Below are 15,044 nucleotides of genomic sequence, written 5' to 3' on the forward strand. Positions count from 1 at the left end.
AAACGGATGCTTGAAGTAAAAGGGTTAACAGGTGGATATGACAACAAAACTGTTTTGGACTCTGTCTCTTTTGATGTACATAAAGGGGAATTATTCGGTATCCTTGGTCCTAATGGCAGCGGAAAAACGACGCTTTTAAGTATGCTTAGCGGCGTGCTTGATTATAAGGGCGGAAGCGTACGGATAAGAGGTAGGGATTTGAAGGAATATTCATCAAAACAACTTGCACAGGTCATTGCCGTGCTCCCTCAACATTCCTCATTAGCTTTCTCCTATACAGTAAAAGAGACGGTCTCACTTGGGAGATATGCCCATCAAACAGGCTGGTTCCATAGTTGGTCCGCAGAAGATGAAACGATCGTCCAACGGGTTATGGAACAAACGGGAGTAGCGGATTTCCAGGATCTTCATTTTGAACGATTATCAGGAGGGGAGAGACAACGGGTCTTGCTGGCACAGGCACTTGCCCAAGAACCGGAAATTCTTTTTTTGGATGAACCTACGAACCACTTGGATCTTTCCTATCAAAAGGACCTTCTTGATCTTATGAGAAAAATGGCAAAAGAACAGGAGTTAACCGTTATTTCAATTTTTCATGATTTGAATTTGGCTGGATTATATTGTGATCGGCTTATGTTGCTTGAAAAAGGGCAAATTCAGGTTGTTGATGTGCCGAATGGAGTGCTCCAACAGGAACGGATTCAAGGTGTATATCATACGACGATCGAAAAACATCCACATCCCGCACTTCCGAAACCTCAAATGTTCATCGTTCCGGAGAAGCATGGCAATGACACTATCCCATTGGAAATTGACGAATCATATCTGACAGTGGGACCTGAGATGATTCAATTGAATTCTCCGATTCCGCTTAGAACGATGTCTTCTGGAGTGACCGGTTCGGGTACGGGCTGGCATAAATATTTCGTGAATAGGCATGTCCACCATGATTATAACTGCGAGGATCATCATGTTGAAATGGCCGGCTATTTAAAAACTCATGGATTTGAACCACAAGAAACGGTGGGGATGATGACAGCCGTCTTTCTCGATACGGTTGCCTTTAAGTTAATGAGAGCTGAAGATTTCTCGGTTTTTATCATCGTGACGGCTGGTGTAGGGAATGCCATCGACGCTTCTTTAGCTGACCGACATTCTTGGAGTGCCGCCCCAGGAACCTTAAATACATGGATATTCATAAATGGACATTTGGCGGAAGAGGCTTTCATACACAGCATAGTTACTGCAACCGAGGCAAAAGTAAAAGCGCTTCATGATTCACATGTCTTGGATAAGGTAACGAATACATGTGCAACAGGAACATCGACCGACAGTATTTTGATTGCAGCGTCCCAAAGAGGGAAGGAGCTTCAATATGCAGGCACCATTACTCCGTTAGGGAAGCTGATCAGTCGCGGTGTATATGATTGTACAGTAGAAGCATTAAAGAAAAATCGGAAACGGATTGAGGATCTATGATTTACCATCATCTTATTGCAGTTACGTTGGCGTTTTTCCTTGATCTATTAATTGGTGATCCGCCAAATTGGCCGCATCCAGTTAAATGGATAGGAACGATGATAAGCAAGTTGGATCAGGCATTCAATAGAGGGGCATATAAGAAACGGAATGGACTCTTCATGTTGATCATCGTCTTAGCGATGGTGATATTGATTACAGGTCTAACCGTCTACTTAGCATATCGTATCCATCCGCTTGCAGGTATCCTATGGGAAGCTGTTGTCATTTCCACTACGATAGCACAGAAGGGCTTAAAGCAAGCTGGAATGGATGTGTGCCAACCGCTGAATGAACGGGATTATCCCGAAGCGAGGCTAAAGCTTTCCTATATCGTGGGCCGTGATACGGCTGATCTTGATGAATCCGAAATCGTCCGGGGAACAGTAGAAACCGTAGCAGAAAATACCAGTGATGGTGTTACCGCCCCAATGTTTTGGGCAGCTGTTGGCGGTGCGCCGCTCGCGATGGTGTACAGGGCAATTAATACCTGCGATTCAATGGTTGGGTACAAAAATGATAAATATGGGCAATTTGGCTGGGCTTCAGCTAAGCTCGATGATATCGTGAACTGGATCCCCAGCCGCCTCACTGGGTTCCTGATGCTGCTGAGCTCAAAATCCGGCTTTCATGAATTTGGTGCTAAATGGAAGATACTATTCAATGATGCAAAAAAACATCCAAGTCCGAATAGCGGGTGGTGTGAAGCAGGCGTTGCTGCCATTTTGGGAATACAGCTAGGCGGCCGGAATATGTACAAAGGAATTGTTTCCGACCGTGCGAGGATGGGCGTTCCGCTTGTTCGATTAGAAGCAAAACATATACCAAAAACGATTACCATCATGCATCGGTCATCTTTTCTATTTCTACTGATGCTATGGCTAGGGGGACTTATTCTTGACATTACCTTCTCATGGCTCTAATCCTCATTATCTTTACGAAGCGCTGAAAATCGAAATGCCTGAATCGATTCTTGATTTCAGTGCTAACATCAACCCATTGGGTCCGCCTTTACGTATAAAGGAACAGTGGCCTGAATTTTTCGAAGGAATCTTACATTACCCAGATCCGCATGCCATTGAACTGACAAAATCAATTGCAAAAAAAGAAGCGCTTCCTGAGCAATCCGTTTTGGTGGGTAATGGTGGTGCAGAAATAATCATGTTGGTAGCGAACAGGTTAGCCAATCAAAGGGTGTTAATCATTCAGCCGGCATTTGCGGAATATGCAGAAGCTTGTTCGGCAGCAGGATGTGAGGTCGATTTTCATCAGCTTCATGCACCTGAGTGGAAACTGGACTTGGATCGATTGATTCCAAGATTATCCGAATATGATGCAATTTTCTTATGTACGCCTAATAATCCGACGGGTGTTTCATTTAAGCGGGGTGCAGTTAGAGAATTGATCATGGAATGCCAAAAAGCGGATTGTCTGGTTGTCATGGATGAGGCTTTTTATGATTTTACGGAAGATGCCTTTACTTATGCTTCTTTAATTAATGAATTTCCACATTTACTCATTTTAAGATCAATGACTAAAATCTTTGCAATTCCAGGTTTAAGATTAGGCTATTTGCTTGCGGCACCTGACATCATAACTAGTGTAAGATCTTATAAACCGCATTGGAGCGTCAACCATGTGGCATTGGAAGTAGGGAAAATCTGTCTTGCTGAAGAAGCATATATGAGAAAAACAAGAGACTATATTCAATTGCAAAAGCAGAAACTATTCCGGTTTTATGAGGAGCAAGGGTTGGTTGTCTCTAATAGCGCAGTTAATTTTTATTTAGTGAAAGATGAATCCTTATCCCTTTTCCCCTTTTTGCTAAAAGAAGGAATCGTACCGCGCCATACCTATAATTTCCCGGGGCTGGATGGAAAGTGGCTTCGGTTTGCAGTGAAGAGTGAACGTGATAACGAAGCGCTGATGAAGGGGGTAAGACAGTGGAGAAAGCAAGGCTCTGTTTTATAACCGGGGGTGTCCGGTCCGGAAAAAGCAGCTTCGCGGAAAGAAAAGCCCTGGAATATGCTCTTCAAATGGATGGGAACTTGCATTACCTCGCTTGCGGCCGTGTCAGTGATGTTGAAATGGGTGAACGCATCCTTAGGCACCAGAAAGATAGAGAAAGCAGCCCAATTACCTGGAAGACTTCCGAATACGAAACGGATATTACACGAATAGGAGCAGACATTAATCAAGATTCCATAATCCTGCTCGATTGTCTGACAACCCTGCTTGATAATGAACTATTTGGTCCGGGTATTCCGCTTGAAAAGGAGTTTCTACATAGCGTTTTTTCAAAAATAATAACCGGAATCAATGAGATAAGAAAACAATCCAGCTGTTTAATAGTCGTGAGCAATGAATTGGTGCAGGAACCGATTTTCCAGAATGATTTCCTCCATATATACGGAAAAACATTAGGCCTGCTTCATCAAACGATCGTCGAGCAGGCGAATGAAGCTTATTTAGTTGAATCGGGAATCCCATTGCGGAAGAAAGGGTGCATGCAGGAATGAACGGAGTGATTGGATTTTTAATTAACCTGCAGTTCTTTACCGTGTTCCCAATAAAGAAACAGCTTCCTATGGAGAAGAAATATATACACCGTGCCATTCAAACTTTTCCTTTAGTTGGGCTTTTCCTAGGTCTGATACTGGGAGGTGTTTTATACGCGTTAATAGAGTGGACCCCATTGTCATCCCTTTCGATCGCGTTTGTGATTTGGTTTTTAACAATGGCATTAACAGGCGGTTTGCACCTCGATGGCTGGATTGATGCAAGTGATGCCTTCTTTTCCTATCAGGATAAAGAGAGGCGTCTAGAAATTATGAAGGATTCCAGGACAGGCGCATTCGGTGTCATCTCCGTCATCGTACTTTTGGCCGCCCGGTTTATATTTATTTATGAAATTATTGAAAGGGTCAATGAATGGACATACTTCTTGGTCATTGCCCTGCCACTCTTAAGCAAATGTGTGATGGGTTATTTACTCATCCGGATGCCACTGGCTAAAAAAGAGGGGCTCGGCGCTTTTTTTCAAAGTGCAGTAAAGAAAAGCAGTTTGCCTATTTATTGGCTGTACCTCCTTGTAAGTCTGGCGATTGCCTGGATCATCGATTTTAGGCTTGTCACCTTATTTTTCATCATGTGCCTGGCTGCGGTATTTTTCCTGGTTTATATAAAACGTAAAATCGTCAGTTGGTTCGGTGGGATAACAGGGGATGTACTGGGGGCATCCGTGGAAGGGGTTGAGCTTTGGTTATGGCTGATATTGTGGCTATTACACTACTTCGCCATGGGCTGACAGAAGCAAATGAGCGAAAGGCCTATTTAGGCTGGACGGATTCTCCGTTAAGCAGCAAAGGAGAAAAGGAAATTCTAGACTTAAGGGGCTCTTACCCACAGTATGAAAAAATTTACACGAGTGATTTACCTCGTTGTGTGGAAACTGCAAGACTGTTGTTTCCAGATATAGTTCCGGTCAAAAACGCTTCGTTCCGTGAAATGAACTTCGGCAGTTGGGAAGGGCGGACGTATGATGATTTGAAGGCAGATGAAGATTATCTTAATTGGCTTGAACGTCCCATGGAGGCTTTGGTGCCTGGGGGTGAATGTTATCCGGTATTTTCCGAACGTGTTAATAATGGCTGGAACCAATTGATTGACTGTGAGGAAAGCCAATATGTCCTTATGACCCATGGAGGGGTAATCCGTGATTTATTGGTTCGCTATGCCCCGATGGAAAAGTCTTTTTTTGATTGGGGGATTTCCCATGGCAGGGGATATGAGCTGATATGGGAAGACCGGAACAGCTTAAGGAGGGGAGAAAGATGCACTTTGTTACAGGCGGCGCCTATAATGGGAAAACTAAATGGGTAAAGCAATTGTATGGTCTGGAAAGTGATGTCCTTTGGCTATCCGGTTATCGAAAAGAACAGCCGGAATTGATTGATTTTCAAGGCAATACAGTCGTATTGCAGGGGTTGGATGCATGGATACGACAAGATGCAGAAAAGTTGGATTCAGATTCGATTCGAAAAAGGTGGAAGGAAATCATGGCTGACTGGCGAATATGGGAGAAAGAAAAGGATGCTCACAACTGCATTGTAATCGGATCGGATATTTCCAAAGGAATTGTTCCGATGGAAGCAAGTGATCGCAAATGGCGCGATGCCTGCGGATGGGTCTTTCAAGATGTAGCATCCATATCAAGGCGCGTTGATATCATTTGGTATGGAATTAACCAGAGAATAAAATAGAGGAGGCAATTGGGATGAAAATCTATACACGTACAGGGGATAAGGGACAAACAAGCGTAATCGGAGGTCGGCTTGACAAGGATGACATCCGTGTTGAATCGTATGGAACAGTGGATGAAGTGAATAGCTATATTGGTCTTGCGGTGACTGAATTGGATCCCGCAATATTTTCGGATGTTTTGGCCGATCTAGAGAAAATCCAGCATGAGTTATTTGACTGCGGCGGTGATTTGGCAACCGTTTCCGAGAAGGCTCCACAAAAGCTGACGGATGAGGCCATTACCTATTTGGAAGAACGAATAGATGCCTTCATACTCGAAGCGCCGGAATTGGAAAAGTTTATCCTGCCTGGCGGCTCAAAAGCAGCTGCAACCATTCATATTGCCCGAACGGTTACAAGAAGGGCGGAACGATTGGTCGTTTCATTGATCAAGTCGGGTGCAGCAGTTTCACCATTATCACTTCAATATTTAAATCGTTTGTCGGATTACTTCTTTGCTGTTGCACGTGTGATCAATTTCCGCCTTGGTGTGAAAGATGTGGAATATATCCGCAGTGCAAATGTATTCCGTGGAGGGAAAAGAAAGGAAAAAGAGTAAACATGGACGTAAGAAAAATTAGTGCAATTGCTTTATTCATTGCCTTATCGGCGGTGGGGGCGATGATTAAGATCCCTTCCTTAATCGGCAGCATCGCTTTGGATAGTTTTCCGGCCCTTTTGGCGGCTGTCATACTTGGCCCGGTATCGGGGGCTATTGTAGCGGGGCTTGGTCATATCATCTCAGCGTTCTTCAGCAGCATGCCACTTGGGCCATTCCATTTTTTGATCATGGTCGAAATGGCAGTCCTCGTATGGATGTTTGGCATTTTATATATACACGGGAAAAAAATAGGCGCATTTTTCCTCTTCTTCATCGGTAACTCCTTCATCTTGGCCCTGCCTTTCGCCTTTCTGGTCAGCACGGGTTTTTACACGTTGCTGGTTCCGGGATTAACGGCGGTGACGGCGGTAAATGTAGTATTGGCAGCCGTTTTACTGCCACGCTTGGAGCCTGTTTTGAAAAAAATCATTTTTAAATCTGGACTCGTAGAATGAGTGATTCATTGATTTTACCATTTTCCGAATCAGATTCATTGATTGTTTCAAGTGATAATAGCGGCGGAATCGGTCTGAAGGAAAAAGATCTGATTCATGTCCCTTATGAGGTCGTTGGATATTATTCCTTTCGGGTTGCCGTCATGGAATGCATGGGTGTTGGCGGAAGACCAGTATCCGTTGTCCTACATAATTTCTGCGGTGATGAAGCCTGGGAGGACTTGAGCAAGGGTGTCAGGAAGGGCTTGAATGAATTGGGAATGGAGCTTCCCATTACAGGCAGCACAGAAACTAACATGCCGCTTCTTCAATCAGCAATTGGTCTTATGGTGATTGGTAAACGAAGGAATGAACGTGTTAAAAAGCAACATCCTTTACGGAAAATCGCTCTGATCGGCAGGCCGCTCGTTGGAGAAGAAGTTATGGATCAACAAGATTGGGTCGCCCCATTATCTTTATATAAAAGCCTATGTGAAATGGAAGAAGTTCAGGCACTTCCAGTCGGTTCAAAAGGGATAGCGTATGAGTGGAAGCATCTGGACCCAAGTGGTGAAGGTGTTTCTATCCATATAAGTAATAAAGTCGATATCGAAAAATCGTCTGGACCATCTACCTGCTTCCTCATTGCGTATCCTGAACATCTGGAGGAAGAAATCAAGCTCCGATCCGGTCCTCTTTTTATTGGAGAATGATCATTTCATGAATGAATCAGGTATCGGGTTCCAGTTCACAATGAACTGGGTCGATGCTTTTTTCATTTAGGTCATAATTTAATGGTTCCTGCTTGCTTCCGTCATTTTAAGGATTATCGCAGGTATGGATGTTCCGGATGTTGCAGATGCTGTTCAGACAGGGGCAGTAATACTCCCGGCTTGATAGCTCTTACTGTCGGTTTAAGTACGATGCTTAAATGATGGCTGAGTCGGGAAGGTGCTGATTGGAAGCGATGATTTCCGTTTTTTAGTTCCTACATATCTAAAAGATGTACATGACCTAAGAGGCTACCGGGTTTCGGCATCCCCCTCATGGTCTCTGTGTCGGCTTCATTCTTTACATTAGGTTACACCAGGTTTTAATAAAGGAGAACTAAACCAATTTATGTCCGCCTGTCTCGCTCCAACCGCGTCCAGTATTTTGATTATTGGAGCTGGCGATGCATTTGAAAATGTATTGATCATGAGTGGAGTCGTGAAGCCATTGAAGTTAAGCGGCTTCCTTTGATATTTCACTGATTCTGTTTGGTAGCTATGATTCAAGAGGCCACAGGTTCAGCAACTGTCGTGATGACAACTGCGGCAGGTAGTGCCTGCCGATCATATCTTTAAATTGCTGGTCCTTGCTAACGGTTTGAGTTAATCAATTCCATCCCACTTGAACGATGCAGGATTTGAGATGATCGAAGAGTTTTTTAATTTAACAGTCGCACAAACGGTAAAATCTTAGACGGTTATGGAAACGAATATATCAGTCGTTTCACTTATCCTAATCTTACTATTGAATTCAATTGTTTAAGAGAAAGGAGCATGATGTAAGTATGAAACATTCAGGTTATATGATGGGAATCGATATTGGTACGACGAGTACGAAGGTTGTTCTTTTTTCAAAAAGGGGGGAAGTTGTCCAATCTTGTTCGAAGGGATACCCTCTTCACAGTCCAACTCCTTCCGTTGCGGAACAAGATCCCGAAGAAATTTATAAAGCGGTCATCATTGCTATAGGCGAGGTCATGATTGCAAGTGGTATAGAAAAGGAAGAACTGGGGTTCATATCGTTCAGTTCGGCAATGCATAGCTTGATCGCCATGGGGAAAGATGGTAATCCGCTAACGAATAGCATTACTTGGGCAGATAATCGAAGTGTTTCTTATGCGGAGAAATTGAAGGCTTCGGAACAGGGGATGCAATTGTATCACAGGACGGGAACACCCATTCACCCAATGTCCCCAATCACGAAAGTAATGTGGTTAAGAAATGAGCATTCTGGGGTTTTTAACGAAACGGACAAATTCATAGGGATTAAAGAGTACATCATCTATAAATTTTTCAATGAGTATGTGATGGATTATTCGCTTGCATCTGCAACGGGCATGTTCAACTTGAATGACTTGAAGTGGGATGAAGAGGCACTTACCATTGCCGGTATTGGGGCTGACAAGCTGCCAACGCTTGTCCCTACAACGCATACCCTCTCAGGTTTAAGTGAGGAATTAGCTGCAAAAATGAACATTCGGCCAGGTACCCCGTTTGTGATTGGCGCGAGTGATGGTGTGCTTGCCAACTTAGGGCAAAACGCCATCAAGCCAGGAGTTCTGGCCGTGACAATCGGAACGAGCGGTGCGGTAAGAACCGTCAGTGACCGACCGATTACTGATCCGAAAGGCAGGACATTCTGCTATGCCCTTACTGAGAATCATTGGATAATCGGCGGACCGGTCAACAATGGGGGAATCACCTTCCGATGGGCACGCGATCAATTAGGCCGTGTGGAAATTGAAAAAGCGAAGGCTTTGGGCCAGGATTCCTATGAGATACTGACGGATATGGCTTCCAATATCGCACCTGGATCCGATGGGCTAATATTCCACCCGTATATGGCTGGGGAACGGGCGCCATTATGGAGCGCCGATGCTAGGGGCTCCTTCTTTGGACTTGCGCTTCATCACACTCGTGATCATATGGTCCGGGCAGTGTTGGAGGGTGTGATGTATAACTTGTACAGTGTCCTTCTTGCTGTAAAGGAACTGACTGGTGCTCCCAAGAAAATTCATGCAAGCGGTGGATTTGTCCGCTCAAAGCTCTGGCGTCAAATCATGGCTGATATATTCAATCAGAATGTGACAATTCCTGAAAGCTTTGAGAGTTCTAGCTTAGGTGCCGCCGTACTTGGATTATACGCTTTAGGGGAAATCGAAAGCCTCGATGAGGTAGAGGGTATGATCGGTGAAACGAATGAACTTGTCCCAATCGAAGAGAACGTTAAAGTGTATGAAGAATTAATGTCGATTTATTTATCTGTGAGCAGGCAATTGGAAGGCGACTACAAGCGGATTGCTGACTTCCAAAGGCGTCATTTAGAATGAATTTAAGGGAAAGCACAGGTGTATAAGCACTGTGCTTTTCTTTTTGCCTGGTATTTAAAAATGGTAAGATGGAAGAAAACGATAAGGAGAATTTTAATATGGGAGCCAGTAAAACGAATGCAATGCGAATTCTTGATAACAAATGTATGGAGTATGGCATGATGAGTTATGATGCCAATGACGGAAAAATTGACGGGATCACTGTTGCGGACAAAATTGGAAAAGCTCCAGAGACCGTTTTTAAAACACTTGTTACCCATAGCGGACCGCAGCAGCTTTATGTATTCGTCATTCCTGTAGCCACCGAACTGGATTTAAAAAAAGCAGCGAAGGCGGCAGGTGCAAAAAAAATTGAAATGCTCGCGGTTAAAGACCTGCAAAAATATACAGGTTACATTCGGGGAGGCTGTTCACCGATCGGAATGAAAAAGCAATACCCCACCTTCATCGATGAAAGTGCAACCAACCTGCCTGAAATCATCGTAAGCGGAGGGCGGATCGGTACACAGATAGTTTTAAAACCGTCAGAGTTCCTGGAAGTCACACAAGCGGAATCTGTAGCCCTTATAAAATAGACTGTTTATCTTTAGGCATTCACCTAATAGGCTTTTTCTGCATACGCTGTCTTGAATATCACATCTGTATTGTGAGGGAGAGTGTAAAAGTGACAGGAAAAGTGATGCATTATTTTGCTGGAGGCAATACGGCTAAAGGTTTTTATAGTTTATATGATTCCAATTTAGCAGGTTTGGAAAGATTATTCATATTAAAAGGCGGGCCTGGTTCCGGTAAATCGACCATTATGAAAAAAATCGGCCAAGAATGGCTGGATAAAGATTATGACATCGAGTTTTTACATTGTTCGTCCGATAATGATTCCATTGACGGAGTAATCATACCGGCTTTGAAGGTCGGAATCGTGGATGGGACAGCGCCGCATGTGATTGAGCCGAAGGCACCAGGGGCCATTGAGGAATATGTCAATCTAGGGTCTGCATGGAATTCCCAGCAGCTGGCTTCCGACAGAGCGGCAATCATAAGATTGACGAATGCGAGAAGCAAGAGTTTTGAGAAGGCATATGTCCTTTTCGCTGAAGCATTGAAGATACATGATGAATGGGAAGACATTTATAAGGCAAATATTGATTTCGCTAAATTGAATGGGTTGACCAATAAATTGATAGAAGGCTTTTATAGAGATATCGCCCTTAACAAGAAGGCTGATGTTCGTCATCGGTTTTTAGGTGCCGCTACACCAAAGGGTGCAGTTGATTTCATCCCCAATATTACTGCAGGAGTACAAAAACGGTACTTTTTAAAGGGGCGTCCGGGTTCCGGTAAATCAACGATGCTGAAAAAGATTGCAAAGGCTGCGGAGCAAAGAGGTTTTGATGTGGAAGTATATCATTGTGGTTTTGATCCGAATAGCTTGGATATGGTAATCGTCCGGGAAGTAGGGATTGCCATTTTTGACAGCACATCCCCTCATGAATATTTTCCGAGTTGTGAAGGTGATGAAATCATTGATATATATAAAACGGCCATCTTGCCAGGAACAGATGAAATTTATGCTGATCAGATAAAGGATGTTTCCTCCAGGTACAGGACGAAAATGAATGAAGCTACAGCAAGTCTGGCTAAAGCAAAAGAGCTGCATGACGAACTTGAAAAGATTTATGTGAAAGCGATGGACTTTACAGCAATCGATGACATTCAAAGCGACATCCACCAACAGATTATTGAACGGGCACAGGAAGTGGATAGCCACACGATTCTACATTAAGAAAACAAACTGCACCTTTCTTCATTTGGTGCAGTTTATTTATTTACATAATGGGACTTCTTAAATGACTGAAGTTACACCAAGAATCAAGACGAGTTTGTAAAACGTGTTTATCCACGCTCTTTCGGTTAAAATAGGGATTATATTGAAAAAAAGGAGCCGGTCGAATTGATAAAGACGATTGCAATTGATATGGACGGAACATTGTTAAACAACATGCAAAAGGTCAGTGAGGAAAATAGAGACGCAATTCAGAAGGCGCAAAGTGAGGGAGTGGAAGTGATCATTGCTACTGGCAGATCTTATGTGGAAGCAAGGTTCGCTTTAGATGAAGCAGGCATCGTTTGTCCTGTCATCTGTGTAAATGGTGCTGCACTCTTCAGGGAGGATGGAAAGATTGCTGCTTCCAATCCAATGTCAGCTGCCACTGCTAGCATGGTAGGTGAATTCCTCGAAGAACAAGGAATTTATTTCGAAATATATACGAGTCAGGGAATCTATTCTAAAGACTATGAAAACGCAATAGCCGCTTTAGTGGATATATTTGTTACAGCCAATCCGGAGATTGACCCTGAGAGAATGAGGAAATTTGCAGAGGAGCGTTTACAGCTTGGGCAGGTGACTTCCATTTCCGATTATTCCGAGTTATTCCACCATTCGAATGTGGAATATTATAAAATTCTCTGCTTCTCAAAAGATTCAAGTTTATTAAATCAAATTGCTTCTAAATTGAAAGGACAGGAAGTTACAGTCACCTCATCTGGACGGGGAAATGTGGAAATCATGAGTGGGACAGCTCAAAAAGGTACGGCGCTTGAAACTTATGTAAATGAAAAATCCGGCTCGATGCAGGAAACCATGGCCATTGGGGATAATTATAATGATGTATCCATGTTTGAACGGGTAGGTTTGTCTGTTGCAATGGGAAATGCCCCGCTCGATATTCAAAAACTATGTGATGAAGTAACAGGTAAGAATGACGAATCCGGTGTAGCGGAGGCCATTTTAAAGGTACTTAATCAGTCAGCCTATTAAACTCATAAATCGAAAGGGGAATGACTTTTGAAAAGATGGCTCTTATTTTTCCTTATGGCTACATTGACTTTAACTGGCTGTAACATGAATAAGGAGGACAGCAAAACCCAGCCGAAGCCTGATAAAGAAGTGACGGACGCTTTAGGAGAAAATCCGGATGTACTAGTAACGAACTTGCATTCCCCATGGTCGATTCAGAAGGATAGGGACACAATGTATGTATCAGAGCGGACAGGAACCATCATAGAATGGGACAAGGGTAAGGTGACAAGGCAAAAAGTCCATCTTAAAAAGCCATTATCTGCAAAAGCGGAAGCGGGATTACTTGGATTTTTGTTAACTCCCGATTTCTCTAAGAGCGGGCAAGCTTTCGCCTATTATACGTATGAAGAAGGCGGGGATTCCGTCAATCGAATCATCATTTTACAAAAAGTTGATGATAAATGGCAGGAGATGGAGACCTTGATCGACGGCATACCAAGCGGGGAATACCACCATGGTGGCCGGATCAAGATTGGACCGGATGATAAGCTATATGCAACAACAGGTGATGCAAGAAAGCCTGAGATTGCACAGGATATTAATTCCTTAGGCGGGAAGGTTTTGCGCATGAATCTGGATGGCACCATTCCGAAAGATAATCCTTTCGGGAATTCATACGTTTATTCATACGGTCACCGCAATCCACAAGGTCTGGCGTGGGATGAATCCGGACAGTTGTATGAAAGTGAGCACGGGGATTCTGCTCACGATGAATTAAATAAGATAGATCCAGGTAAGAACTATGGCTGGCCAGAAATAGAGGGCGATGAGCAAAAACCTGATATGGTAAATCCATTGATTCATTCCGGTGAGAAAACATGGGCCCCTTCTGGAATGGTCTATTTTGACGGAAAGCTTTATTTTGCTGCCCTAAGGGGCGAATCGCTTAAAAGTTATGATGTACAGAGCGGAAAGCTGACTGATATCATTACGGGTTTCGGGCGGATACGTGATGTATTCGTAGATGGAGAATCCCTTTATTTCATAAGCAACAATACGGATGGCCGAGGAAATCCTGATGAAAAGGATGATAAGCTTTATCGTGTGCCACTATCTCGGTTAAAAGGAAATATGCCCTGAAGTTATCAATGCACTTGAGGTACAAGTCGGAGACGAGGTGTTTATGATTCATAATAATCCCCATGTACCAACCGTTTCGAATGATATTGCCCAGCGTCGCAATGATCCAATGCAGTCACGCCGTTCCTGAAAGTGACATTGTACTCTTCGGAAGCCTCGCTTTTAATAGCGGGGTCTTTTTTGTGGATGGCCTTGAAGCATTGACAATAACTTAGCATGGCCCCTCGATTTGACCCATAAAGAGCCCCTTTCTCCCACAATCACGAGTAAATGCTCCAAATTCACGAGTAAACAGCGCGAAATCATGAGTGTAGCGGTAATTCACGAGTAAACAGCGCGAAATCATGAGTGTAGCGGTAATTCACGAGTAAACGTGCGAAACTCACGAGTAAATGTGCGAAATTCACGAGTAAAACGGTAAAACTTACGAGTAAACGTGCGAAACTCACGAGTAAACGCTCCAAATTCACGAGTAAACAGCGCAAACTCATGTGTGTAGCGGTAATTTCACGAGTAAAACGGTAAAATTCACGAGTAAACGTTCCAAATTCAAGAGTAACGTCAAAACTCCTGAATAGCGCATTTTTTTATTGTGTCAGAGCAATGGAGATAAAGTAGAAACAGGTTGCATACAATTGTTTTTCTTCATCCGAAGGCTAGACATTTCTAAAGAATCAGTGTATAGTTACCTAGGTAACTACTTAGTAGGAGGAATCCCTTTGTCCTTTCATAATGGTTTTTTTCATCATAACTTACAATTTTCAAGGTCATTTACCAAAAAGTTAAATGAACAATTGGCTAAGGTTGATCTTTTTCATTCCCAGTGGCTGATTGTCTATTATCTGAATCAGTATGGCTGTTCTACGCTTGTTGAAATAAGCACATATCTAGATGTGGAGAAGCCGACGGTAACCCGGACGGTAAACCGTTTGGAAGAACGTGATTTGATTGAACAAATCCCTGGAAAAGATAAGCGGGAACGGAGAATACAGTTAACGGAATCAGGTGTAAGGACTTTTCAAGAGGCTAAAAAAGTGGTTGAAGAATTTGAACTTCAATTAATGAGTGGTTTGGCTGAAGAGGATCGAGAGACAACGTTAAGGACTTTGATTTTCCTGAAGGAAAAATTAAAACAATAGTAAGGAAGAA

General features: G+C 43.3%; 18 protein-coding genes and 1 pseudogene. 18 read left to right on the forward strand and 1 reads right to left on the reverse strand.

Translation table 11 applies throughout. The annotated features are described in order from the left end of the window. Positions 1-6 precede the first annotated feature (6 nt). The 17 genes and pseudogenes from ACQKKK_RS06005 to ACQKKK_RS06085 all read left to right on the forward strand — a co-directional run bounded on the left by ACQKKK_RS06005 (position 7) and on the right by ACQKKK_RS06085 (position 14,025). Complete coding sequence (locus tag ACQKKK_RS06005) at positions 7-1,479, forward strand: heme ABC transporter ATP-binding protein (RefSeq protein ID WP_427614847.1); 1,473 nt, start codon at positions 7-9, stop codon at positions 1,477-1,479. Then, positions 1,476-2,441, forward strand: a complete 966-nt coding sequence (gene cbiB, locus ACQKKK_RS06010; RefSeq protein ID WP_427614848.1) for an adenosylcobinamide-phosphate synthase CbiB — start codon at positions 1,476-1,478, stop codon at positions 2,439-2,441. Before ACQKKK_RS06005 ends, cbiB begins: the two co-directional genes overlap by 4 nt. Further along, positions 2,416-3,489 (forward strand): threonine-phosphate decarboxylase CobD, encoded by a 1,074-nt coding sequence (cobD, locus tag ACQKKK_RS06015; RefSeq protein ID WP_427614850.1) that lies wholly within the window; start codon positions 2,416-2,418, stop codon positions 3,487-3,489. Before cbiB ends, cobD begins: the two co-directional genes overlap by 26 nt. Continuing rightward, positions 3,462-4,037, forward strand: coding sequence for a bifunctional adenosylcobinamide kinase/adenosylcobinamide-phosphate guanylyltransferase (locus ACQKKK_RS06020; protein ID WP_427614852.1), 576 nt, complete (start codon positions 3,462-3,464; stop codon positions 4,035-4,037). Before cobD ends, ACQKKK_RS06020 begins: the two co-directional genes overlap by 28 nt. Next, entirely contained in the window at positions 4,034-4,825 is a 792-nt protein-coding gene (cobS, locus tag ACQKKK_RS06025) for an adenosylcobinamide-GDP ribazoletransferase (RefSeq protein ID WP_427614854.1), read from the forward strand. Before ACQKKK_RS06020 ends, cobS begins: the two co-directional genes overlap by 4 nt. Further along, the gene (locus ACQKKK_RS06030; protein WP_427614856.1) at positions 4,783-5,400 is read left to right on the forward strand and encodes a histidine phosphatase family protein; all 618 of its coding nucleotides are present in this window, start codon (positions 4,783-4,785) and stop codon (positions 5,398-5,400) included. Before cobS ends, ACQKKK_RS06030 begins: the two co-directional genes overlap by 43 nt. Continuing rightward, a complete protein-coding gene (locus tag ACQKKK_RS06035; RefSeq protein WP_427614858.1) occupies positions 5,352-5,780 on the forward strand; it encodes a bifunctional adenosylcobinamide kinase/adenosylcobinamide-phosphate guanylyltransferase in 429 nt (142 codons plus the stop codon). Before ACQKKK_RS06030 ends, ACQKKK_RS06035 begins: the two co-directional genes overlap by 49 nt. A gap of 14 nt (positions 5,781-5,794) precedes the next feature. Next, positions 5,795-6,379 carry a cob(I)yrinic acid a,c-diamide adenosyltransferase gene (locus tag ACQKKK_RS06040; RefSeq protein WP_427614859.1) on the forward strand — a complete coding sequence of 195 codons (585 nt, stop codon included), beginning with the start codon at positions 5,795-5,797 and terminating at the stop codon, positions 6,377-6,379. Between the two features lie 2 nt (positions 6,380-6,381). After that, positions 6,382-6,876, forward strand: a complete 495-nt coding sequence (locus ACQKKK_RS06045; RefSeq protein ID WP_427614861.1) for an ECF transporter S component — start codon at positions 6,382-6,384, stop codon at positions 6,874-6,876. Continuing rightward, positions 6,873-7,568, forward strand: a complete 696-nt coding sequence (locus ACQKKK_RS06050; protein ID WP_427614863.1) for an ATP-binding protein — start codon at positions 6,873-6,875, stop codon at positions 7,566-7,568. Before ACQKKK_RS06045 ends, ACQKKK_RS06050 begins: the two co-directional genes overlap by 4 nt. A gap of 388 nt (positions 7,569-7,956) precedes the next feature. Continuing rightward, a pseudogene (locus tag ACQKKK_RS06055) lies at positions 7,957-8,097 on the forward strand (hypothetical protein); the annotation flags it as partial. 313 nt (positions 8,098-8,410) lie between these two features. Beyond that, the gene (gene gntK / locus ACQKKK_RS06060; protein ID WP_427614864.1) at positions 8,411-9,955 is read left to right on the forward strand and encodes a gluconokinase; all 1,545 of its coding nucleotides are present in this window, start codon (positions 8,411-8,413) and stop codon (positions 9,953-9,955) included. Positions 9,956-10,053: 98 nt separating this feature from the next. Continuing rightward, positions 10,054-10,530, forward strand: coding sequence for a Cys-tRNA(Pro) deacylase (ybaK, locus tag ACQKKK_RS06065; protein WP_427614865.1), 477 nt, complete (start codon positions 10,054-10,056; stop codon positions 10,528-10,530). A gap of 89 nt (positions 10,531-10,619) precedes the next feature. Further along, on the forward strand, positions 10,620-11,738 hold the full coding sequence (locus ACQKKK_RS06070; protein WP_427614866.1) for a PRK06851 family protein: 1,119 nt from the start codon (positions 10,620-10,622) through the stop codon (positions 11,736-11,738). A gap of 168 nt (positions 11,739-11,906) precedes the next feature. Continuing rightward, positions 11,907-12,773, forward strand: coding sequence for a Cof-type HAD-IIB family hydrolase (locus tag ACQKKK_RS06075; protein ID WP_427614868.1), 867 nt, complete (start codon positions 11,907-11,909; stop codon positions 12,771-12,773). Positions 12,774-12,800: 27 nt separating this feature from the next. Then, positions 12,801-13,895 carry a PQQ-dependent sugar dehydrogenase gene (locus tag ACQKKK_RS06080; RefSeq protein ID WP_427614869.1) on the forward strand — a complete coding sequence of 365 codons (1,095 nt, stop codon included), beginning with the start codon at positions 12,801-12,803 and terminating at the stop codon, positions 13,893-13,895. 4 nt (positions 13,896-13,899) lie between these two features. Then, the gene (locus tag ACQKKK_RS06085) at positions 13,900-14,025 is read left to right on the forward strand and encodes a transcriptional regulator SplA domain-containing protein (RefSeq protein WP_427615289.1); all 126 of its coding nucleotides are present in this window, start codon (positions 13,900-13,902) and stop codon (positions 14,023-14,025) included. 172 nt (positions 14,026-14,197) lie between these two features. On the opposite strand, the gene ACQKKK_RS06090 is transcribed toward ACQKKK_RS06085, so the two are convergent. Next, complete coding sequence (locus tag ACQKKK_RS06090; RefSeq protein ID WP_427614870.1) at positions 14,198-14,344, reverse strand: hypothetical protein; 147 nt, start codon at positions 14,342-14,344, stop codon at positions 14,198-14,200. A 270-nt stretch (positions 14,345-14,614) separates the two neighbouring features. Between ACQKKK_RS06090 and ACQKKK_RS06095 the strand changes: the two genes are divergently transcribed. Further along, a complete protein-coding gene (locus ACQKKK_RS06095; protein WP_427614872.1) occupies positions 14,615-15,034 on the forward strand; it encodes a MarR family winged helix-turn-helix transcriptional regulator in 420 nt (139 codons plus the stop codon). The last annotated feature ends 10 nt before the right edge of the window (positions 15,035-15,044 follow it).

Source organism: Peribacillus sp. NPDC006672, from assembly GCF_050274955.1.
Lineage (GTDB): Bacteria > Bacillota > Bacilli > Bacillales > DSM-1321 > Peribacillus.

Bases quoted from the DNA above. Each gene is read 5' to 3' on its own strand.
- ACQKKK_RS06030 (WP_427614856.1), top strand. From the start codon at position 4,783: ATGGCTGATATTGTGGCTATTACACTACTTCGCCATGGGCTGACAGAA.
- cobS (WP_427614854.1), top strand. From the start codon at position 4,034: ATGAACGGAGTGATTGGATTTTTAATTAACCTGCAGTTCTTTACCGTG.
- ACQKKK_RS06045 (WP_427614861.1), top strand. From the start codon at position 6,382: ATGGACGTAAGAAAAATTAGTGCAATTGCTTTATTCATTGCCTTATCG.
- gntK (WP_427614864.1), top strand. From the start codon at position 8,411: ATGAAACATTCAGGTTATATGATGGGAATCGATATTGGTACGACGAGT.
- ACQKKK_RS06005 (WP_427614847.1), top strand. From the start codon at position 7: ATGCTTGAAGTAAAAGGGTTAACAGGTGGATATGACAACAAAACTGTT.
- ACQKKK_RS06040 (WP_427614859.1), top strand. From the start codon at position 5,795: ATGAAAATCTATACACGTACAGGGGATAAGGGACAAACAAGCGTAATC.
- ybaK (WP_427614865.1), top strand. From the start codon at position 10,054: ATGGGAGCCAGTAAAACGAATGCAATGCGAATTCTTGATAACAAATGT.
- ACQKKK_RS06050 (WP_427614863.1), top strand. From the start codon at position 6,873: ATGAGTGATTCATTGATTTTACCATTTTCCGAATCAGATTCATTGATT.
- ACQKKK_RS06035 (WP_427614858.1), top strand. From the start codon at position 5,352: ATGCACTTTGTTACAGGCGGCGCCTATAATGGGAAAACTAAATGGGTA.
- cbiB (WP_427614848.1), top strand. From the start codon at position 1,476: ATGATTTACCATCATCTTATTGCAGTTACGTTGGCGTTTTTCCTTGAT.